The following is a 21,134-nucleotide window of genomic DNA, read 5'->3' as shown; positions in this document are numbered from 1 at the left end:
GTGCGGCTTACGCCTTGCCCGTGCTGCCGAAGCCGCCGTCGCCGCGCGAACTGGCATCGAACTCCTCGACGACATTGAAGGCGACCTGCATGACCGGAACGACGACGAGTTGTGCGAGACGGTCGAGCGGGTTGAGCGTGAAGCTTTCCTTGCCGCGGTTCCAGGTCGAAACCATGATCTCGCCCTGATAGTCGGAGTCGATCAGGCCGACGAGGTTGCCGAGTACGATGCCGTGCTTGTGACCGAGACCCGAGCGCGGCAGGATCATCGCGGCGAGGCCCGGGTCGGCCAGGTGAATGGCGATTCCCGTTGGTATGAGCATGGTGTCGCCCGGATGAATTTTTACCGGACCCTCGATGCAGGCGCGCAGGTCAAGGCCGGCCGAGCCGGGCGTCGCGTAATGCGGCGGGCTGTCGTGCAGACGTGGGTCGAGGAGTCGGACGTCGATTCGGTGCATGGTGTCTTCCTGATGTTGGCTATCGTTGATTGATGCGCAGCCGCTTACTGCAATTCGTTGAGCAATCTTGCGATGTGGGCGACAAGCGCTCTCGCCAGCTCGATTTTCGAGGCCGGCGGCAAGCGCGTCTCGCCCGTGTCGTCAAAGAGCGCGAGCTTGTTCTGGTCGCCGCCGAATCCGTCCTGGATCAGATTGCCGACGATCAGCGGGATCTTTTTCGCGAGCCGCTTCTTCTGCGCGTAGGCCGCGAGGTTCTGGCTCTCCGCCGCGAAGCCGACGCAGAAAGGCGGCTCGGGCAGCGCGGCGACATCGGCGAGGATGTCCGGATTCTGCACCAGCTCGATGCTCGGTGCTTTGCAGCCATCCTTCTTGATCTTCTGCGCCGACGGGGCTGCCGGCCGATAGTCCGCGACCGCTGCCACGCCGATGAAGACGTCCTGGCCGGCTACGTGCTGCATTACTGCGGTGTGCATCTCCAGTGCACTGGCGACGTTGATGCGCGTGATGCCGCGCGGCGTTGCCTGACTCACCGGTCCGCAGACCAGCGTGACGTCCGCGCCAGCTTCGTGTGCAGCACGCGCGAGGGCAAAGCCCATCTTGCCGCTCGACAGGTTGGTGATGACGCGTACCGGGTCGATCGCCTCGAAGGTCGGGCCAGCCGTCATCAGCACGCGTTTCCCGGCCAGGTGCTTCGCTTGAAAGTAGGCAACCACGTCTTCGACGATCTCTTCGGGCTCGATCATGCGGCCGAGTCCGACTTCGCCGCAGGCCTGGTCGCCACTGGCCGGACCGAGCAGCGTGATGCCGTCCGCGCGCAGCGTGGCGACGTTGCGTTGCGTCGCCGGGTTGTTCCACATCTGCAGATTCATCGCCGGGGCGACGAGCAGCGGGCAGTTGCGTGCGAGCGCCAGTGTGCTCAGGAGGTCGTCAGCGAGGCCGTGCGCCAGCTTGGCCAGAAAGTCGGCCGACGCGGGGGCGACGAGAATGACGTCGGCTTCGCGCGACAACTCGATGTGCGCCATGTTGTTGGCGACGCGCGCATCCCACTGGTCGCAATGCACCGGATGGCCGGAGAGCGCCTGAAACGTTACCGGCGTGACGAAGCGGGTCGCCGCCTCGGTCATCGCCACGCGGACGGTTGCGCCCAGCTTGACCAGCTGGCGGACGAGTTCGGCGGCCTTGTACGCGGCGATGCCGCCCGTGACGCCCAAAGTGATCCGTTTCCCCGATAATTCCATACGAATTGTCCGCGCTTGGTTAGAATGCCGAGCCAAGAATTCTAACTGACGTCATCGAGATCGCATCATGGCAATTACCGACTGGCCGCAAGACGAGCGACCGCGCGAACGACTGCTGGCGCAAGGCGCCGGCGTGCTGTCAGATGCCGAATTGCTCGCGATCTTCTTGCGCGTAGGCATCCCGGGGAAGAGCGCCGTTGATCTGGCGCGTGAGTTGATTCGGCACTTCGGCAGTCTGACGCAGCTGTTCGCCGCGTCGCTCGACGCGTTCTCGGCCATCCCCGGCATGGGGCCGGCAAAATATGCGCAACTGCAGGCGGTCCTCGAAATGTCCAAACGGGCGCTTTCGGAGGGACTGAAGGAGCGCAACGCGTTTTCGACGCCCGGTGCCGTGCGCGACTACTTGAGGCTGAATCTGGCCGGTTTGCCGCACGAAGTCTTCTACGCGCTCTGGCTCGACGCGCAGAATCGGCTGATCGTCGGCGAGGAGCTCTTTCGCGGCAGTCTCACGCAGACCAGCGTCTATCCGCGTGAGGTAGTCAAGAGGGCGCTCTGGCATAATGCCGCCGCTGTTGTTCTGGCGCACAATCACCCGTCTGGCGTAGCCGAGCCGTCTTCGGCCGATGAACACCTGACGCGGGAACTTCGGCAGGCGCTGGCGTTGGTCGATGTCCGGGTGCTCGATCATTTCATTGTCGCCGGGGCGAGCCAGCCCTTATCGTTCGCTGAACGCGGCTTGCTGTAGCAGGGAAGATAGAAAACAATCAGAAAGTGCTTGAAAAAGCCCGGGTGGTTGGGCTAAAATCGCCGGCTTTCTACCCAAGATCAACCGGAGCAACAATCATGGCGCGTGTCTGCCAAGTAACGGGTAAAGGCCCGATGGTAGGGAACAACGTTTCCCATGCCAACAATAGAACGAAGCGCCGCTTCCTCCCGAATCTGCAGTATCGCCGTTTCTGGGTGGAAAGCGAGAACCATTGGGTGCGCCTGCGCGTGTCCAACGCTGGTCTGCGTCTCATTGACAAGAACGGTATCGACGTAGTGCTCGCTGATCTGCGCGCACGCGGCGAAATCTAGACAGGAGTCCTGCCATGCGTGAAAAGATCAAGCTCGAATCGACGGCTGGTACCGGTTATTTCTATACCACGACCAAGAACAAGAAGACCATGCCGGAAAAGATGGAGATCAAGAAGTACGATCCCAAGGCCCGCAAGCATGTCGCCTTCAAGGAAACCAAGCTGAAGTAATTCGGCGGGTCCGGTCAAGAAACCTCGCAAACGTCGCGGGGTTTTTTTTCGTCTTCGTTCCGAGGTGGGCTGCCTTGTCAGGATGGCGAGGGTTTGAACGCGTTGCAGAACCGCAGCTCTTCCGCGTAGGGGAAGAAATCGACGACGTGCCCGGCGCGAATCTTCGCCTGCGTTTCTTTCCAGAAGCCGACGTCGAGCAGGTCGTGGTGATACTTGAGGAAAGCTTCGCGCACCTTCGGTGATCCAAGCAGGAAGGAGGCGAACTCCTCGGGGAAAATGTCGTTGCGTGCGACTGAATACCAGGGTTCGCTCGACATCTCCATTTCCGGATACGGCGGCTCGGGGATGACGCGGAAGTTGCAGTCGGTCATGTATTCGATTTCGTCGTAGTCGTAGAAGACCACACGGTTGTAGCTGGTGACGCCAAAGTTCTTCCACAGCATGTCGCCGGGGAAGATGTTGGCGCTGGCAAGTTCGCGGATGGCGTTGCCGTATTCCAGAACGGCGTGATCGATCTGCGCCGGCGTGGCCGCGTCGAGATAGAGATTGAGCGGCGTCATTCGCCGCTCAATGTACAGGTGGCGGATGATCAGGTCGTTACCGTCTTCTTCCAGCAGGGAAGGTACCTGCGTTCTCAGCGCCTCCAGTAGCTCGTCCGAAAACCGGCTCTTTGGCAGCGCCACCAGCGAGAACTCAAGTGTGTCAGCCATGCGACCGACGCGATCAACCTGTTTGACGAGCAGGTATTTTGCCTTGACCGTCTCGTGGTCCACTTCCTTGGTCGCGGCGAAGACGTCCTTGATGATCTTGAAGACGTAGGGGTAGGACGGCAGCGTGAAGACCAGCATGACCATGCCGCGCACGCCGGGGGCGATGACGAACTGGTCGTCGGAATGGCGCAGGTGTGCCATCAAGTCGCGGAAGAACATCGTCTTTCCCTGCTTGCCGAGGCCGAGCATGGTGTAGAGCTCTGAACGCGGCTTGTTCGGGAGCATACTGAGCAGAAACTGGACGTAGCCCGAAGGCACTTCCATGTCGACCATGAAGTAGGCGCGCGACAGCGAAAAGAGCACGACGATCCGCCATGGTTCGAGCAATACCGTGTCGAGAAATAACTTGCTATCGGGCGTGTGGAGCACAGGAATGGCGAAGGGAGTTTCGACGGTGCCGTTGATCGCCTTGCCAAAGATGTAGGCGCCCTTGTTTCGGTAGAACGCGGAGTAAAGCACCTGGATCTGGACGTTGGCCTCGGCTTTTGGCCAACCGCCGAGGAAGCGTTCAACAGTGTTCACAATGTGGCCGACATCGCGATCGAGGTCTTCGAACGGCCTTTGCCAGTCGAAATCGAGAACGATCTGCTTGATTGTCAGGTGCAACCCGTGCCGCATCGGGTAGTAGCTCGAATAGACGGGCGGATCAGAGAGGATGTACTCGGTCGAAACGGCCGGGCGGGCGAAAACGTAGTCGTTATGGAAATACGTTCTATGCAAAAGCCTTGAACAAACCGAGTTGAAGAATGTCTCAGCGAGTTCGGGCTGTTTGTGGTTGATCAGTTGGCCGATATAGAACAGCTTGACTTGCTGCCAGGTGTCATAGGCAAGCGAGACGGTCGCGAACTTTTCGGCAAGAAAGCGAGCTGTTTCGCTCGCTCGGATGTCGTAGGACGGAATGCGTTCACGGACGGCTTGATGCACGCCTTTCCAGTCGCCGGCTTCGAAGAGGCGCTTGGCTTGCCGGCCGTATTCGCGGATCGACGAGTAGTGGCGATCGAAGCCTTCGAGCATCGCTTTGGCGATCTGCATGGCAACGGGATTCGAGCTGGTCGATATGTCCATAGGGGTCTGCCGGCAAGTTTCAACACGGGCGGTTGAAGGTTGGGATTGCTGCAATTCTTATGACAATCGAGAGGTTGCGCGTGCTGGCGATGCGTTGCCATTTCGGACATAATCGGCCGGCGCAGGTACCAGCGAGACGCCTGAAGGCTTACCGAAATGCTCGAAACGTTGTTGCACCAACAGTATTTTCAGCTGCAAAAGAAGTCCGTCAAGCAGGGTTGCTGGCGCGTGACTAGGATATAACCAAATCACCAACATGGAGTGAACATGAGCGAAAGTCTGATCAAGGTTCCGCAGGGCGGCCAAAAGATCGTCCCGGGGCAAGCCATTCCCGATAACCCGATTATTCCGTTTATCGAAGGGGACGGGATCGGCGTCGATATCACGCCGGTGATGATCAAGGTGGTCGACGCCGCAGTCGCCAAGGCCTACGGCGGCAAGAAGAAAATCCACTGGATGGAGGTCTATGCCGGCGAGAAATCGACCAAGGTTTACGGCGCCGACGTCTGGCTGTCGACCGAGACGCTGGAAACGCTCAAGGAATACTCGGTCTCGATCAAGGGACCGATGACGACGCCGGTCGGCGGCGGCATCCGTTCGCTCAACGTCGCGCTGCGTCAGGAACTCGACCTCTACCAGTGCGTTCGCCCGGTGCAGTACTTCAAGGGCGTGCCGTCGCCGCTGAAGAATCCGGAAAAGACCAACATGGTCATCTTCCGCGAGAACACCGAGGACATCTACGCCGGCGTCGAATGGCAGGCCGGCACCGATGCCTGCAAGAAGGTCGTCAAGTTCCTGCAGGAGGAAATGGGCGTCAAGAAGATCCGCTTCCCGGAAACCTCGTCTATCGGCATCAAGCCGGTGTCGAAGGACGGTACTGAGCGCCTGGTGCGCGCCGCGATCAAGTACGCCATCGCCAACAATCGCAAGTCGGTGACGATCGTGCACAAGGGCAACATCATGAAATTCACCGAAGGTGGATTCCGCGATTGGGCCTACGCGCTGGCGAAGAGCGAGTTTGGCGGTGTCGAGATCGACGGCGGGCCGTGGCTCAAGCTGCCGAACGGTATCGTCATCAAGGACGTCATCGCCGATGCCTTCCTGCAGCAGATCCTGTTGCGTCCGGCCGAATACGACGTGATTGCCACGCTCAACCTCAATGGCGACTACGTCTCCGACGCGCTGGCGGCGCAGGTCGGCGGCATCGGCATCGCGCCGGGCGCCAACATCTCCGATCAATACGCCTGCTTCGAAGCGACGCACGGCACCGCGCCGAAGTACGCCGGGCAGGACAAGGTGAATCCCGGCTCGCTGATCCTCTCGGCCGAAATGATGCTGCGCCACCTCGGCTGGACCGAAGCCGCCGACCTGATCATCAAGTCGATGGAGGCGGCGATCAGCGACAAGGTCGTGACCTACGACTTTGCCCGCCTGATGGACGGCGCCACCGAGGTGTCGTGCTCGGCCTTCGGCGACGCGATGATCGCGCGCATGTAATCCGCCGCCAAGCGCGTCAACCAAGAATCCCCGGCAACGGGGATTTTTTTCGACCATCGATCGCGTGCCTTGCCGGAATTCTTCGCGAAATTGCCACAGGCAGTGTTCGTCGTGCCAGGTTTTCTATTCCGTTGGCCGGATGAATTCGCTAGCATGGCTGCAACCATCGTGCGTTTCGGCTGAGGCCGTACCGAGAAGATTTTTTCGCAAGTCTTGAGGAGAAGTCATGAAGGTCTTGATCACGGGAGGCGCCGGCTTTCTCGGTCGGCGTTTGGCTAAACGCTTGCTGCAAAAGGGCGCGTTGAAGAACGCCGAGGGCGAAGAGGAAAAGATCGATCAGCTGGTGTTGTTCGACGCGGTGCCGGTGCTCGGTTTTTCGGATCCGCGGGTGCGGGTGGTGCAGGGCGACGTCGCTGACGCGGCGACCGTTGGTACGGTCATCGATGCGGAGACCGCGTCGATTTTCCACCTGGCGGCGGTGGTCAGCAGTCAGTCAGAGGACGACTTTGATTTGGGCATGCGCGTCAATCTCGATGCGACGCAAGTGCTGTTCGAGACGTGCCGCGCCGTGGGGCATTGCCCGAAGGTCATCTTCGCCAGTTCGCTGGCGGTCTATGGCGGCAATCTTCCCGAAGTGGTGCACGACGACACGGCGCTCAATCCGAAAACGTCTTACGGCGTGCAGAAAGCGATTTGCGAGCTGTTGCTCTCTGACTACAGTCGCAAGGGCTTCATCGACGGACGTGGCCTGCGCCTGCCGACGATCTCCGTGCGTCCCGGCAAGCCGAACAAGGCGGCTTCGTCGTTTGCCAGCGGCATCATCCGCGAACCGCTGAATGGCGTGGACACGGTCTGTCCGGTGACGGCCGACATGCATCTCCTGCTCATGTCGCCGCGCCAGGCGGTCGAGTGCATGATCTGGGCGCACGATCTGGGTGCCGAGGCGTTCGGGCAGACGCATGTGATCAACCTGCCCGGCGTGACGGTAACCGTCGGTGAAATGGTCGAAGTGCTTGGCAAGATCGCCGGACCCGGCGCAACGCGCAAGATCCATTGGGAAGCGGATCCAGCCGTGCAGCGCATCATCGGCACCTGGCCGACGCGCTGGGATGCGCGCCGCGCGCACATGCTCGGCTTCAAGGGCGATCAGGACTTCGAGAGCATCGTCCGCGCCTTCATCAAGGACGATCTGGTCGGGTAGTTGTGGCACAACGCCGCAGCGCGGCGGTGGCGCAGGCAAGAAAAAACCGCATCAGCCGGGTATGGCCGATGCGGTTTTTGTGTTTCGAAGGTCGGAAGCGTTGCCGATCAGAACTCCGGTACCCAGTCGGTCGGCACCTTGAACGAGTCGCGCAGCATGTACACCATCGGCAGGTTCAGGTTGATCTCGTTGGGGGGCGTTTCCATTTCTGACCACTTCTGGTACATCGGGTTGATCTGCACCGGCGGGATCGACGATTCAAACCATTTCTTGTAGAGCGGATAGATCTCGCCCTTGGTGATGATCCGTGTCACTTCGGTGTCGACGATTTTTTTGAACTCGGGGTCGTCCTTGCGCATCATGAGCGAGAGCGGCTGGATGGCGAGGTCGCCCTTGGTGATGACGTACTTCGTCTTGTTTTTCGAGGCCGCCTGCATCAGTTTCAGAAGAACGTCGTCCATCATGAAAGCGTCGGCCGTGTTGGTCTCCATCACCGAGAGCGAGCCGTCGAAGTCGTTGGTGATCAGGTTGCTGGCGCGCAGGGTGAGCTTCGAGTTCATCTGGTCGAAGGTCTTCTCGATGTTCGAGCCCCAGATGGTTACGACGGTCTTGTCTTTCAGATCGTAGATGGTCTTGATGCTGCTGCCTTCGCGAACCATCAGGCGCGTCACCGCCATGAAGGTCGGAATGGTGAAGGCGACCCGTCTGCGGTCGTCCGCCCGGTTTGGCGTGTTGGCACATTCGAGGTCGATCTGGCCGTCGATCAGCGCCGGATAGCGCGTCACCGAGGTCACCGGTACGAACTTGACTGCGAGGTCGGGGCGTTTCAAGTCGCGCTTGATGGCATCGACGACCTTCATGCAGATGTCGATCGAATAACCGATACGATTTCCGGCCTCGTCGAGATAGGAGAAAGGCGGTGCGATCTGGTAACCGAGCTTGATGGCGCCGTCCTGCGCGATCTTTTCGAGCGTTGTTGCCGCGATCGCGGAACTTGATACCAACAAGGCGAGCGTCAGGCAGGCGGCGCGCAGGCGATTGACTACGGAGATTCTGTCGGCTCCGACAAGTGCAGTTAACTTCAAGGTCGATCCTCCCGGAAAAGCATGTGATTATTGGCTGGCTCGGTGCGCAGGTACCAGGCACTTTGTGGCATTTTTTCCGCCATTTTTTTACCGGAACTGACTTTTCATCGGTCCGGCCGAGCAGCGGGTGTTTTTTCGCAGCCGTGGAAGGGTAGACCTTTGGTTTGCGGACAGTCAACAGAATATTAGAGATTGGCAATTGAATATCAACAAGCCAACTGCCCGTCCAGATGCGGGGCGTAGCCGATCTGCCCTCCAACCGCGATTCTCGTCAATGCCTTTCGGCGATCCACCGATTGAAGCAGGCGCGGGCGCTATCGATCAGTTCGCCCGCGGTCAGTCCGATCGGGCCGCAACCCTGCGCGACCAGCCCGTCGGCCGCACAACCATGCAGGTGCACGGCAGCGAGCAGCGCCGCCTGCGGCGGCCAGTGCTGCGCCAGCAATGCCACGACCAGACCGGTGAGCACGTCGCCGCTGCCGGCCGTCGCCAGTCCCGGATTGCCGCTTGTATTGACAAACCAGTCGCCGTCGGGCGTGGCAACGATCGTGCCGCACCCCTTGAGCGCGACGTGCGCGTTGTAGGTCGCCGACAGTTCGAGCGCCGCGCCAGGCCGGTCGGCCTGGATCTGTGCAATGCTGCAATCGAGCAGACGCGCAGCCTCGGCCGGGTGCGGCGTCAGCAAGGTCGGGAATTTCCGGGTCGCGAGCGAAACATGCAGATCGCCCTCGCAGGCGACCAGATTCAGCGCATCGGCATCGAGGACCAGCGGCAGCCTGAGGTTGACGACGCCGTCGAGGATGACGCCGGCCTCGTGGCTTGTTCCCATGCCGGGGCCGCAGGCCAGTGCGGTGAGCTCGGTCGTCAGCAGTTTGCCCGGCGAGCGCATCATCAGTTCCGGTTGCTGAATATCGAGCGCCGGTGCGTACTCGTCGAGCAGTCCGACATAGACGCGACCGCTGCCCAGGCGCAATGCCGCACGGGCTGCAAGCAGCGTTGCGCCGACCATGCTGCGTGTGCCGCCGAGAATGCCGGCGTTGCCGAAGCTGCCCTTGTGGCTGTTCGCCAGGCGCGGACGCAGAAGTTGCGCGAAAAGATCGGGGGCAACGGTGCGTCCTGTATCTTCCTTGACGGCGCTGGCGCCGACGTCGAGCGTCGCCAGCGAGACTTCGCCGCAGTGATCCGGCCCGTCGGCTGTTAGCAGGCCGGGCTTGTTGCCGATGAAGGTCAGCGTATGCGTGGCGCGGATGGTCTCGCCCAGCGTCCTGCCGGTGTCGGCGTCGAGTCCGCTCGGGCAGTCGAGTGCGAGGAGCGGACACGCGTCGCGCGCAGACAAGGCATTCGCCGTCCGGATCAGCCCGGCGTAGGGTTCCTCGATCGCGCGCGCGAGGCCGATGCCGAACAGGCCGTCGACGATCATCGACCAGCGGATGTCCTGCGGCACATCCGGATGGGTTGTTCCGCCTGCGGCGGCGAAGCGCCGATAAGCCGTGGCTGCGTCGGTCGGCAAACGGTCTTCGGCGCCGACGAAAACGACGTGTGTTTCGAATTGCCGATCACGCAGAAGACGCGCCATTTCGAAGGCATCGCCGCCATTGTTGCCCGGCCCGGCAAGCACGAGGATCGGCGCATCGCGCCGGGGGCAGATGAAGCTGGCCAGGTCGGCTGCAGCGCGCCCGGCGCGCTGCATCAGCGGTTGATCGGCCGCTGTCGCCTCGATGCGGCGCAGCGCGGCGGCACGAAAGAGAGGAGTGGAGGGCATGGCACGATCCAGCGAAAAAGAGCGGGACGGCCATTTAAGCACGAAGCCGGCGTGGGCGCTCCCTCCGCGCCGGCAGGGGGCGTGGGCTCTCGGCTATAATTGCGCCTTCTCCTTGTTTCCACGCAGGTTTCCTGCCCTTTCCCCAGGCTCGCCATGACCGACATTCTCTTTCTGCGCGGTGCTTCCGCGTTTTCGGCTTTCCGTCTTCAGGGTTTGCAGCAGCGCATCCAGGCGCTTGTGCCCGGTGCGCGTATCGTCAGCGCCGACTACCGGCACATCGTCAAACTGAACGCAACGCTGGATGACGGCGCACGGCGGCAACTGGGGGCCTTGCTTGAAGAGCATGGCGACGAAGGTCAGGCGAGCGGCGACCTCTATCTCGTGACGCCGCGCATCGGCACGATTTCTCCCTGGTCGTCGAAGGCGACGGATATTGCCTGGAACTGCGGGCTTTCGGCCGTTGAGCGCATCGAGCGCGGCGTGGCCTATCGCATCGAGGGCGTTTCGGCAGATCTTCGCGTTCAGGTCGCCGCGTTCCTGCACGACCGCATGATCGAAACGGTGCTCGCCGACTTCAGCGAGACCGCCGAACTCTTCCGCCACTTCTCGCCCAAGCCGATGACCTCGGTCGACCTCCTGCAAGGCGGGCGCGCCGCGCTGGTCGAGGCCAACGGCCGCCTCGGTCTGGCGCTGTCGGAGGATGAGATCGACTACCTCGTCGACCTCTTCGTCAGCAAGACGAAGCGCAATCCGACCGACGTCGAGCTGATGATGTTCGCGCAGGCCAACTCCGAGCACTGCCGGCACAAGATCTTCAACGCCTCGTGGGTGATCGACGGCCAGGCAAAGAAGGAGACGCTGTTCGGCATGATTCGCGAGACGCATGCCGCGAATCCGGACGGCAACGTCGTCGTCTACTCGGACAATTCCTCGGTCTTCGAAGGTACCCAGGTCGAGCGCCTGTGGCCGGCAGCCGACGGCACCTACGGTTGGAACGAGGAACTCACGCACATCCTCGCCAAGGTCGAGACGCACAATCACCCGACGGCGATCTCGCCCTTCCCCGGCGCTGCCACCGGCTCCGGCGGCGAAATCCGCGACGAGGGCGCGACCGGGCGCGGTTCCAAGCCGAAGGCCGGCCTCTGCGGCTTCTCGGTCTCCAACCTGAACATTCCCGAGGCGCAACAACCGTGGGAAGCCGAAATCGCCGGCTACGGCCGGCCGTCGCGCATCGCCTCGGCGCTCGACATCATGCTCGAAGGGCCGATCGGCGCGGCGGCGTTCAACAACGAATTCGGTCGCCCGAACCTCTCGGGCTACTTCCGCACCTATGAACAGCGCGTCGGCAGCGGCGCGGACGCCGTCGTGCGCGGCTATCACAAGCCGATCATGGTCGCCGGCGGCGTCGGCAACATCTCGGACGACCAGTCGTTCAAGTCCGAGACCTTCCCGGCCGGCACGTTGCTCATTCAACTGGGCGGCCCCGGCATGCTGATCGGCCTCGGCGGCGGTGCGGCGAGCTCGATGAGCACCGGCGCCAACAGCGAGGATCTCGACTTCGCCTCCGTGCAACGTGGCAATCCGGAAATGCAACGCCGCGCGCAGGAAGTGATCGACCGCTGCTGGCAGATGGGCGCGCCGAAAAACGACATTGCAGCCGTGGGCGACGGCAACCCTATCCTCTCTGTGCATGACGTCGGTGCAGGCGGCATCTCCAACGCCTTGCCTGAACTCGCGCACGGCGCTGGTTGCGGCGCGCGCTTCGAGCTGCGCGACGTGAAGATCGAGGAACCGGGCATGTCGCCGGCCGAAATCTGGAGCAACGAGGCGCAGGAGCGCTACGTGATGGCGATTCCGGCGAGCCGTCTGCCCGAGTTCAAGGCCTTCAGCGAGCGCGAGCGTTGCCCGTTCGCCGTGGTCGGCGTGGCGACCGACGACAACCGCCTGGTCGTCGCCGACCGACACTTCGGCAATAACCCGGTCGACATGGACATGGATGCGCTGCTCGGCAAACCGCCGCGCATGACGCGCGAGGTGGCGCACCTGCCGAGCGTCGACGTGCCCTTCGATCCGGCTTCGGTTGATCTGAAGGACGCGGCCTACCGCGTGCTGCGCCTGCCGGCCGTGGCCAACAAGACTTTCCTGATCTCGATCGGCGACCGCACGGTGGGCGGCATGACCGCGCGCGACCAGATGGTCGGCCCGTGGCAAGTGCCGGTGGCCGACGTCGCGGTAACGACGATGGGCTACCGCACGCTGCGCGGCGAAGCCTTCGCCATGGGCGAGCGCGCCCCGCTGGCGATCCTCGACGCGCCGGCTTCCGGCCGCATGGCCTTGGGTGAAGCGCTGACCAACATCGCCGCGGCGCGCATCGCCAAGCTCGGCGACGTGAAGCTCTCGGCCAACTGGATGGCACCGGCTGGCGTACCGGGCGAGGACGCGCGCCTGTTCGACACCGTGCGTGCCGTCTCCGACATCTGCCAGCAGATCGGCGTCTCGATTCCGGTCGGCAAGGACTCGCTCTCGATGCGCACGGCCTGGGAAGACGCTGGCGAGAAGAAGCAGGTCGTCTCGCCGCTCTCGCTGATCATCAGTTCCTTCGCGCCGGTGCAGGACGCCAGCCGCACACTGACGCCGCAGCTTCGACTCGATGCCGGTGAAACGGACCTGCTGTTGATCGACCTGGGCGCCGGCAAGAACCGTTTGGGCGGCTCGGCGCTGGCGCAGGTGTTCAACACCACCGGCTCGGTCGTGCCGGACGTCGATGAATCGGCGCTCTTGCCAGCCTTCTTCTACGCCGTGCAGAAGCTCGCCGCCGATAACCTGATCCTCGCCTACCATGATCGCGGCGACGGCGGCTTGTTCGCGACCGTCGGCGAGATGGCCTTTGCTGCGCATTGCGGCGTTTCGGTCGATGTCGATGCGCTGTGCGACGGTTCGCCAGCCGGCGTCGTTGCCGCGTTGTTCGCCGAGGAGCTGGGCGCCGTGCTGCAGATCCGCCGTGCCGATCGCACGCGCGTCATGACGCAGTTGCGCGACGCCGGCGTGCATGGCTACGCGAGTTTCATCGGTGCGCCGAATGCGAGCGACGACTTGCGCATCACCGCGCAAGGCAAGACCGTGTTCGCCGAGACGCGCGTCGATCTGCAGCGCGCCTGGTCGGAGATGACCTTCCGCATGCAGGCGTTGCGCGACAACCCGGAATGCGCGCAGCAGGAATTCGACCGCATCCTCGACCCATCCGACGCCGGTCTCTCCGTCGCGCTGACTTTCGACCCAGCGGTGGACATCGCCGCGCCGTTCATCGCGACGGGCGCGCGGCCCAAGGTCGCGATCCTGCGCGAGCAGGGCGTCAATGGCCACGTCGAAATGGCGGCGGCGTTCGACCGTGCCGGTTTCGCTGCGGTTGATGTGCATATGAGCGACATCCTCGCCGGCCGCGTCGCGCTGGCCGACTTCAAGGGTGCGGTTGCCTGTGGTGGCTTCTCCTACGGCGATGTGCTCGGCGCGGGCAAGGGCTGGGCGCGCACCATCCTCTTCAACCCGCGCGCGCGCGACGAGTTCTCGGCCTTCTTCGGCCGCGCCGACACCTTCGCGCTTGGTGTCTGCAACGGCTGCCAGATGATGAGCGCGCTGAAGTCGCTGATTCCCGGCGCCGACGCCTGGCCGCGTTTCGAGCGCAACAAGGTCGAGCAGTTCGAGGCGCGCTTTACGATGGTCGAGCTGCCTGAATCACCGTCGATGTTCTTCGGCGGCATGGCGGGCAGCCGGATGCCGGTCGTCGTCTCGCACGGTGAAGGCCGCGCCGAATTCGACTCGGCCGAGCAGCAGGCGCACGTGCCGGTCGCCATGCGTTACCTCGACAACTCTGGCAATGCGACCGAAGTCTATCCGTACAACCCGAACGGCTCGCCCGCCGGCATCGCCGGGGTGACGACGGCCGACGGCCGCTTCACGATCATGATGCCGCACCCGGAGCGGGTTTTCCGCAGCGTGCAGATGTCGTGGCATCCGGACAATCTCGGCGAGGATTCGCCGTGGATGCGCATGTTCCGCAACGCCCGCAAGTGGGTCGGTTAAGCGTCGGGAGGATAAGATGAGTCACGTTTTGAAGGAAACGCCGCACTTCAGCCATCTGAGCGAAACGCAGGTCGAGGGTACGCAGGTCTTCCACGGCAAGCTGCTCGACGTCCGCTGCGACCGTGTCGCGCTACCCGACGGCAAGGAGAGCACGCGTGAATACATCGTGCATCAGGGTGCTGCGGTCGTCATTCCCGTGCTGGATAACGGCGAGATGCTTTTCGAACGCCAGTTCCGCTATCCGCTCGGCAAGGCGCTGCTCGAGTTGCCGGCCGGAAAGATCGACCCGGGCGAGGATGTGCTCGTCACCGCCCGGCGCGAGTTGCTCGAAGAAACCGGGTACACGGCCGAGAAGTGGCGTCACGTCGGACTCGTACACCCCTGCGTCGGCTACTCGAACGAGCGCATCGAGATTTTTCTTGCCGAGGGGTTGCAGAAGCACGAATCAGGACAATCGCTCGATCACGAGGAGTTTCTCGACGTTCTGACGATGTCGCTCGACGAGGCGATCGAAGCCGTGCGCACGGGCGACATCACCGATGCGAAAACGGTCGCTTGCCTGTTCTGGGCGGAGAAGATTCTGCGCGCCGGGTGGTAATGCGGTACTGACGGGTTCGCCAGTCGACAAAAAACGCCGGATGGCTGTAAACCATCCGGCGTTTTGTCGTTCGCAGTCGTCGCTTAGTTGACCTTGGCTTTTCCGCGCAGCTCTTCAACCATCTTGTTGATCTGCTCGCCTTGAGCCTGCTGCAGGAGGCGTGGCTTGAGTTCCTCGAACGCCGGCGCATTGAGCGGGCGGGTGTCTTCGAGCTCGATGACGTGGTAGCCGAACTCGGACTTGACCGGCGTTTCGGTGTACTTGCCCTTGGCCAGCGCGGTCAGCGCGTCGCTGAACGGCTTGACGAAGTTGCCGGCGCTGGCCCAGCCGAGGTCGCCGCCTTTGTCCTTGGAGCCCGGGTCGATCGACTGCTTGGCGAGTTCGTCGAACTTCGCGCCCTTGCCGAGGTTGTCGATGATCGCCTTGGCTTCTTCCTCGGTCTTCACCAGGATGTGGCGCGCCTTGTACTCGGTGGAGCCGAGCTGCGACTTGATCTTCTCGTAGCCTGCACGCAGCTGGGCGTCGGAGACCGGGTTCTTCTTGAGGTAATCCTGGATGTAGGCGCGGATATAGATGGCGGCGCGGGCAGCGTCGGCCTGGGCGGCAACGTCGGGCTTCTTGTCGAGGCCGGCCTTCTTCGCTTCCTGAACCAGCAGCTCGCGGCGGATGAGCTCTTCACGCACGGCATTCTTCAGGTCCGGCGTATCCTGCGCGCCCTTGGCGGTCTGTTCGGCGATGAAGGCATCGGCGAGCGATTGCGAAATCGCGACGCCGTTGACCGTCACGAAAGTGGAGCCGGCGGCCATGACCGTGGCCGACATCAGGGTGCCGATGAACAGCGTCGCGGCAAGTTTCGAAAGTTTGTGCATGAGGTTGATTCCTTGAGTGTTGAGGAGGGGTGTCGCAGGGGAATGAGGCGGATGTCTTGGTCGGCACGGCCCCGAATGGTTTTAGCGATCTTCTTCCGGCGTCATCGACTGGATGCTCAGGGCATGGATTCTACTACGCATCAATTCGCCGAGTGCGTCGAACACCATGCGGTGCCGCTTGACCGTCGATTTTCCGGCAAACGCGTCGGCGACGATGAGCAGTCGGTAGTGGCCGCCGCCCTCGCGTGCGCCGGCGTGTCCGGCATGCAGGGCCGAGTCGTCGATGATTTCCAGCCGAACCGGCTTGAGTTCGGCCAGCCGCTCGTGGAACAGGGTTTCGATGTCGTCGGACAGGTTCAAGCGGGGAGCGCCTTCTTGAACGGCTTGACGATCACCTTCTCGTAGACGCCGGCGGCGATGTAAGGGTCGGCGTCGGCCCAGGCCTTGGCCGCTTCGAGCGACGGGAATTCGGCGACGATCAGGCTGCCGGAGAATCCAGCCGGCCCGGGGTCGGGCGCGTCGATTGTGGGGCACGGGCCGGCCAGGATCAGGCGGCCGTCCTCCTGCAGCGCCTTCAGGCGCTCCAGGTGGGCCGGGCGCGCGGCCAGGCGGGCGGCCAGCGAGTCGGCGCGGTCCTCGCCGACAATGGCGTAGAGCATCATTTTTTTTCCTCGACGTACTTCGACAGCATCAGGACCTGTGCCATGGCGAAGAGGAACATCAGGCCCATGCCGCCGAACAGCTTGAAGCTGACCCAGACGTCGGTCGACAGGTTGAAGGCGAAGGCGACGGCCAGGTTGGCGACGCCCATGAAGACGAAGAATCCGACCCACGACCAGTTGAGACGGTTCCAGATATGTTCGGGCAGTTCCAGCTGTTCGCTGAGCATGGTGCGGATGAAGTTCTTCTTGAAGAACAGCGCCCCGCCGGCCAGCGCAACCGCGAAGGCCCAGTAGAGCACGGTCGGTTTCCACTTGATGAAGGTCTCGTCGTGGAGAAACAGCGTCATCCCGCCGAAGACGGAAATGATCACCAGGCTTACCCAGAGCATGGTGTCGACCTTGCGGTTCCGAAACCAGACCCAGGCGATCTGGGCGAAGGTCGCAGCGATGGCAACGCCCGTGGCGACGTAGATTCCGGCGAACTTGAAGGCCGCGAAGAAGAGAATGACGGGGAACAGGTCGAAAAGAAATTTCATGATCAAACTGGCTAGAATGGCTTTTGATTATGGCTGATTCGGTGTCCGGCTGTCCAATGCGCGGCGTCGGATTGGCTCGACGCGGCGCTCGCTGATTCACTGCTACGGGCACATATGATTTCAGCGTGGGCGGTCAGCCGATGACAAACCGCACGGAGGTGAGCACGTGCCGTATCGCCATCGTTGACGACAGCGAGATCAATCTGCGCCCTGGTGAAGAAGCTCGATTCCTGCGAGCCGTGCCTGTTCCCGGATGCGCAAACGGGACTGGCCTGGTGTTCCGGGAATGCGCCGGATCCGGCCATCGTCGACTACATGACGCCCGCCTGCGCGCCGTTGCCGGACGGGAAGGGGCCGGTGCTGATGATCACAGTCAACGACGACAAGGGCGTGCGCTACGAAGCCCTGGAAAAGGGCGCGACGGATTTCCTGACCAAGCTTCGAGCCGCAAGAAACTCGCCGACAAGGCTGCGTGGCTGGCGGAGGAAGTCGAGAAGGCGACGGCTGCCGTGTATTTGCGTGAGCAGGAACGGTTGTTCCGCATGTCGCGCGCGGCCGAGTTCCGCGATCCCGAGACGGGCGCGCATATCCAGCGCATGGCCAACTATTCCAGCCTGATTGCCCGGCAGTTCGGTCTGCCGGAAGCCGAGCTGAAACTGATTCTGCACGCCGCGCCGATGCACGATGTCGGCAAGATCGGCATTCCCGACCAGATCCTGCTGAAGCCGGGGCGCTGACAGCGGAAGAGTTTGAGACGATGAAGACGCACACGACGATCGGTTTCGAGTTGCTCAAGGGCAGAGATTCGACGATCCTGCAAGCCGCGACGACGATTGCGGTGGCTCACCAAGAGAAGTTCGATGGTATCCCTACGGCGTCGCTGGCGAGGCGATTCCGCTGTTTGGGCGAATCGTTGCAGTGGCCGACGTCTTCGACGCGCTGACGTCGGAACGTCCGTACAGGAAGGCGTGGACGGTCAAGCAGGCGGCGGGGCTTTTGCGCGACGGGCGTGGGCGGCATTTCGATCCGGCCTGCCTGGACGCCTTCTTCGCCAGTTGGGCCGAGGTGATGGCGGTGTATGCGACGCTATCGCGACGTGGTGGCGCCGATTCTTTGAATTGGCGGGTGGTGTCGGTGACGAGGGGAGAAGACAATGAGTTCGGCAGTGGTTTTTGATCGCGCCCAAGCGCTGGAGCGTTTGGGTGGGGATGAGGAGTTGCTCGATAGCGTGGCCAGCCTCTTCGTCGAGGAGAGCGCGAGCTATCGCCGCGCCCTCGTCGACGCGCTGGATTCCGGCGACCCGGCGGCGGTCCAGCGCGAGGCGCACACGGTCAAGAGCGTGTGCGCGACGTTTTCGTTCGAGGCCGGACGCGAGCTTGCCTTGCGGCTCGAACAACTCGCCGCCGCTGGCCATCTGAACGGCGCCGACACGCTCACCGCCGAGCTACTCGCGGCCGTGGATACGCTGGCCGGGGCGCTCAAGGCGTAGCCGTCGCCCCGGCCTGTTTCGCCGTCGGCAGCGACTGCTGCAGGAGAATCAGCGAACGCCCTTGCAGGGTGACCAGATTGCCGCGCGCGTACTGTTTTTCCGCGCTGACGAGTTCCGGGGCGGTCGTATCGACGACCACCCGCCAGCGCATGCGTCCGCGGAAGCCGGGAATCTGGAACGGAATCGGCTCATGGTGGGCGTTGATCAACAGCAGGAAGTCGTCGTCGCGTACCTGCTCGCCGCGCTCGTTGACCTCGCCGATCGCATCGCCGGCCAGATACATGCCGAGGCAGCGCGCGAAACCGAGGTCCCATTCCGCATCGCTCATCTCCAGCCCGTCCGGGTTGAACCAGAGGATGTTCTTCTCGCCACTGACGAGGCCGTGCGGCTGGAAGAAGCTCTCCCGGCGGAAGATCGGGTGCGCCTTGCGCAGCGCGACGATGCGGCTGACGAAGGCGAGGAAGTCCGTGTCCGCCGGCGATAGCGACCAGTTGATCCAGCTCGTCTCGTTGTCCTGGTTGTAGCCGTTGTTGTTGCCCTGCTGGCTGCGCCCCATCTCGTCGCCGGCGAGCAGCATCGGTACGCCTTGCGAGAGGAAGAGGGTGGTCAGCAGGTTGCGCTTCTGGCGCGCGCGCAGCGCGAGGACGTCCGGATCGTCAGTCGCGCCTTCGACGCCGCAGTTCCAGCTCAGGTTGTTCGACTCGCCGTCCTGGTTCTTCTCGCCGTTGGCCTCGTTGTGTTTCTTCTCGTAGCTGACCAGATCGTGCAGCGTGAAGCCGTCGTGCGCGGTGATGAAGTTCACGCTGGCGTAGGGGCGTCGGCCGTTGTGCGCGTAGAGGTCGCTGGAGCCGGTCAGGCGGCTGGCCAGGTCGCCGATCAGGCTGCCGTCGCCTTTCCAGTAGGCGCGAACGGCGTCGCGGTACTTCGCGTTCCATTCGCTCCAGCGCGCCGGGAAGTTGCCGACCTGATAGCCGCCTTCGCCCAGGTCCCAGGGCTCGGCGATCAGTTTGACGCGCGCGAGGACCGGGTCCTGCTGGATGATGTCGAAGAAGGCGCCGAACCGGTCGACCTCGTGCGCCTCGCGCGCGAGCGTGGCGGCGAGGTCGAAGCGGAAACCGTCGATGTGCATCTCGGTGACCCAGTAGCGCAGCGAATCCATGATCAGCTGCAGCACGTGCGGATGCATCATGTTCAGCGTGTTGCCGCAGCCGGTGTAGTCGCGGTAGTAGCGCAGGTTGTCCGGCATCAGGCGGTAGTAGGCGGCGTTGTCGATGCCGCGGAAGCTGAGCGTCGGGCCGAGGTGGTTGCCCTCGGCCGTGTGGTTGTAGACGACGTCGAGGATGACTTCGATGCCCGCCTTGTGCAGCGCCTTGACCATCGATTTGAACTCGCCGACCGGGTCGTCGCTGGCGGCATAGCGCGCATCGGGCATGAAGTAGCCGAGCGAGTTGTAGCCCCAGTAGTTGCTGCGACCGTTCTCGACGAGATGGCGGTCGTCGACGAAGGCGTGGATCGGCATCAGCTCGACGGCGGTGACGCCGAGCTGGTGCAGATGCTTGAGCACGGCCGGGTGGGCCAGCGCCGCGTAGGTGCCGCGCTGCTTCTCGGGGACCTCCGGGTGCAGCTTCGTGAAGCCCTTGACGTGCAGTTCATAGATCAGCGAATCGCTCCACGCCGTCGCCGGCGGCCGGTCGTTGCCCCAGTCGAAGTGGTCGTCGACGACCTGCGACTTGGGCATCAGGACGGCGTTGTCGCGCCAGTCGAACGACAGATCGGCGTGTTTTGCGCCGATCTTGTAGCCGAAGTGGGCGTCGTGCCAGCGCAGGCGATTTGTCGCGCATCGCGCGTAGGGGTCGAGCAGCAGCTTGTTCGGGTTGAAGCGGTGACCCTGTTCCGGCCGGTACGGACCGTGCACGCGGTAGCCGTAGAGCAGACCGGGGCGTTCGCGCGGCAGATAGCAGTGCCAGATGAAATCGGTCTGCTGCGGCATGGCGATGCGCTCGATTTCGCGCCGCCCGTGTGTGTCGAACAGGCACAGCTCAACTTTCGTCGCGTGTTCCGAGAAGAGCGCGAAATTCACGCCCTCTCCGTCCCACGTCGCACCCAAGGGGCAAGGCTTGCCCGGCCACACCGGGCGCGCGGTTTTGATCACAGGTTTGTCCATCACGATGCTCCGATCGCTTGAATTGCGTCAATGGGCGTTGCTGGAGACAGAGAATTGCCACGAGGCGCCCGTGGCGCACCAATCGAGCCCGCCAGATCGGCGTGGCGTCTCACCTGAATATAGCCGACACGACCGCATCCTGGCGATCCCGACGGGCGTGGAACAGGGCAATCGCATTTGGAATGCTCAACACCTACCACAGAGACGCAGAGCCACAGAGGATTCACAGAGAAAGGCAGAAAACCGGGAACCCCTTGTCCGGTTACGGCCTATGGCTGGTACGTCTGGGGGGCGACGATGGTGATGCGTTCGTCGAAGTCGAACTCGGTCAGGCGAATGCCGCGCCGCTCGGCCTGAATACGCCGTTCGGCGCAGCCGGGGGGCGGGAAACCGTCGGTCTTGCGCCGATCCTGG

At 62.9% G+C, this 21,134-nt stretch carries 20 protein-coding genes; 10 read left to right on the top strand and 10 right to left on the bottom strand.

Translation table 11 applies throughout. From position 1 onward, the window contains the following. Window positions 1-7: 7 nt before the first annotated feature. Both dut and coaBC read right to left on the bottom strand, forming a co-directional pair. On the bottom strand, window positions 8-457 hold the full coding sequence (dut, locus tag KBA32_RS02580; protein WP_294354848.1) for a dUTP diphosphatase: 450 nt from the start codon (window positions 455-457) through the stop codon (window positions 8-10). 44 nt (window positions 458-501) lie between these two features. Then, window positions 502-1,695 (bottom strand): bifunctional phosphopantothenoylcysteine decarboxylase/phosphopantothenate--cysteine ligase CoaBC, encoded by a 1,194-nt coding sequence (gene coaBC, locus KBA32_RS02575; RefSeq protein ID WP_294354845.1) that lies wholly within the window; start codon window positions 1,693-1,695, stop codon window positions 502-504. Between the two features lie 67 nt (window positions 1,696-1,762). Between coaBC and radC the strand changes: the two genes are divergently transcribed. The 3 genes from radC to rpmG all read left to right on the top strand — a co-directional run bounded on the left by radC (window position 1,763) and on the right by rpmG (window position 2,942). Then, on the top strand, window positions 1,763-2,440 hold the full coding sequence (radC, locus tag KBA32_RS02570) for a DNA repair protein RadC (protein WP_294354842.1): 678 nt from the start codon (window positions 1,763-1,765) through the stop codon (window positions 2,438-2,440). Between the two features lie 98 nt (window positions 2,441-2,538). After that, window positions 2,539-2,772: a 50S ribosomal protein L28 gene (gene rpmB, locus KBA32_RS02565; RefSeq protein ID WP_294354877.1), complete on the top strand. Its 234-nt coding sequence runs from the start codon at window positions 2,539-2,541 to the stop codon at window positions 2,770-2,772. Between the two features lie 14 nt (window positions 2,773-2,786). Beyond that, complete coding sequence (gene rpmG / locus KBA32_RS02560; protein WP_294354839.1) at window positions 2,787-2,942, top strand: 50S ribosomal protein L33; 156 nt, start codon at window positions 2,787-2,789, stop codon at window positions 2,940-2,942. A gap of 77 nt (window positions 2,943-3,019) precedes the next feature. Here the strand turns inward: rpmG and aceK are convergent, their stop codons facing one another. Beyond that, window positions 3,020-4,777, bottom strand: a complete 1,758-nt coding sequence (gene aceK / locus KBA32_RS02555; protein WP_294354836.1) for a bifunctional isocitrate dehydrogenase kinase/phosphatase — start codon at window positions 4,775-4,777, stop codon at window positions 3,020-3,022. A 267-nt stretch (window positions 4,778-5,044) separates the two neighbouring features. Here aceK and icd point away from each other — a divergent pair, with 267 nt between their 5' ends. Next, the gene (icd, locus tag KBA32_RS02550; RefSeq protein WP_294354832.1) at window positions 5,045-6,274 is read left to right on the top strand and encodes an NADP-dependent isocitrate dehydrogenase; all 1,230 of its coding nucleotides are present in this window, start codon (window positions 5,045-5,047) and stop codon (window positions 6,272-6,274) included. Between the two features lie 226 nt (window positions 6,275-6,500). Further along, on the top strand, window positions 6,501-7,475 hold the full coding sequence (gene denD / locus KBA32_RS02545; protein ID WP_294354830.1) for a D-erythronate dehydrogenase: 975 nt from the start codon (window positions 6,501-6,503) through the stop codon (window positions 7,473-7,475). A gap of 107 nt (window positions 7,476-7,582) precedes the next feature. Here denD and KBA32_RS02540 read toward each other — a convergent pair whose 3' ends face one another. Further along, entirely contained in the window at window positions 7,583-8,560 is a 978-nt protein-coding gene (locus KBA32_RS02540; protein ID WP_294354826.1) for an amino acid ABC transporter substrate-binding protein, read from the bottom strand. Between the two features lie 271 nt (window positions 8,561-8,831). Further along, the gene (locus tag KBA32_RS02535) at window positions 8,832-10,322 is read right to left on the bottom strand and encodes an NAD(P)H-hydrate dehydratase (RefSeq protein WP_294354824.1); all 1,491 of its coding nucleotides are present in this window, start codon (window positions 10,320-10,322) and stop codon (window positions 8,832-8,834) included. Window positions 10,323-10,475: 153 nt separating this feature from the next. Between KBA32_RS02535 and purL the strand changes: the two genes are divergently transcribed. Next, a complete protein-coding gene (gene purL, locus KBA32_RS02530; protein WP_294354821.1) occupies window positions 10,476-14,402 on the top strand; it encodes a phosphoribosylformylglycinamidine synthase in 3,927 nt (1,308 codons plus the stop codon). A 16-nt stretch (window positions 14,403-14,418) separates the two neighbouring features. Further along, window positions 14,419-15,000 (top strand): NUDIX hydrolase, encoded by a 582-nt coding sequence (locus KBA32_RS02525; protein ID WP_294354817.1) that lies wholly within the window; start codon window positions 14,419-14,421, stop codon window positions 14,998-15,000. Between the two features lie 83 nt (window positions 15,001-15,083). Here KBA32_RS02525 and KBA32_RS02520 read toward each other — a convergent pair whose 3' ends face one another. The 4 genes from KBA32_RS02520 to KBA32_RS02505 form a co-directional block, all read right to left on the bottom strand. Further along, on the bottom strand, window positions 15,084-15,821 hold the full coding sequence (locus KBA32_RS02520) for a peptidylprolyl isomerase (protein ID WP_294354873.1): 738 nt from the start codon (window positions 15,819-15,821) through the stop codon (window positions 15,084-15,086). A 129-nt stretch (window positions 15,822-15,950) separates the two neighbouring features. Further along, window positions 15,951-16,223: a BolA family transcriptional regulator gene (locus KBA32_RS02515; RefSeq protein ID WP_294354871.1), complete on the bottom strand. Its 273-nt coding sequence runs from the start codon at window positions 16,221-16,223 to the stop codon at window positions 15,951-15,953. A 2-nt stretch (window positions 16,224-16,225) separates the two neighbouring features. Beyond that, window positions 16,226-16,528 (bottom strand): YciI family protein, encoded by a 303-nt coding sequence (locus tag KBA32_RS02510; RefSeq protein WP_294354814.1) that lies wholly within the window; start codon window positions 16,526-16,528, stop codon window positions 16,226-16,228. Then, complete coding sequence (locus KBA32_RS02505; protein WP_294354811.1) at window positions 16,528-17,067, bottom strand: septation protein A; 540 nt, start codon at window positions 17,065-17,067, stop codon at window positions 16,528-16,530. Before KBA32_RS02505 ends, KBA32_RS02510 begins: the two co-directional genes overlap by 1 nt. Before the next feature lie 125 nt (window positions 17,068-17,192). On the opposite strand from KBA32_RS02505, the gene KBA32_RS02500 reads away from it, so the two are divergent. The 3 genes from KBA32_RS02500 to KBA32_RS02490 all read left to right on the top strand — a co-directional run bounded on the left by KBA32_RS02500 (window position 17,193) and on the right by KBA32_RS02490 (window position 18,556). Further along, on the top strand, window positions 17,193-17,804 hold the full coding sequence (locus tag KBA32_RS02500; protein ID WP_294354807.1) for an HD domain-containing protein: 612 nt from the start codon (window positions 17,193-17,195) through the stop codon (window positions 17,802-17,804). A 181-nt stretch (window positions 17,805-17,985) separates the two neighbouring features. Further along, window positions 17,986-18,243 (top strand): HD domain-containing phosphohydrolase, encoded by a 258-nt coding sequence (locus tag KBA32_RS02495; protein ID WP_294354804.1) that lies wholly within the window; start codon window positions 17,986-17,988, stop codon window positions 18,241-18,243. Further along, window positions 18,221-18,556 carry an Hpt domain-containing protein gene (locus tag KBA32_RS02490; RefSeq protein ID WP_294354802.1) on the top strand — a complete coding sequence of 112 codons (336 nt, stop codon included), beginning with the start codon at window positions 18,221-18,223 and terminating at the stop codon, window positions 18,554-18,556. Before KBA32_RS02495 ends, KBA32_RS02490 begins: the two co-directional genes overlap by 23 nt. Here the strand turns inward: KBA32_RS02490 and glgX are convergent. Further along, entirely contained in the window at window positions 18,546-20,720 is a 2,175-nt protein-coding gene (gene glgX / locus KBA32_RS02485) for a glycogen debranching protein GlgX (protein WP_294354799.1), read from the bottom strand. The genes KBA32_RS02490 and glgX overlap by 11 nt on opposite strands. Window positions 20,721-21,134: the final 414 nt, after the last annotated feature.

The organism is Propionivibrio sp., from assembly GCF_017995515.1.
Classification (GTDB): domain Bacteria; phylum Pseudomonadota; class Gammaproteobacteria; order Burkholderiales; family Rhodocyclaceae; genus Propionivibrio.
Note: the sequence above shows the minus strand (reverse complement) of the source record. Positions and strands in the feature narration are given on the sequence as shown.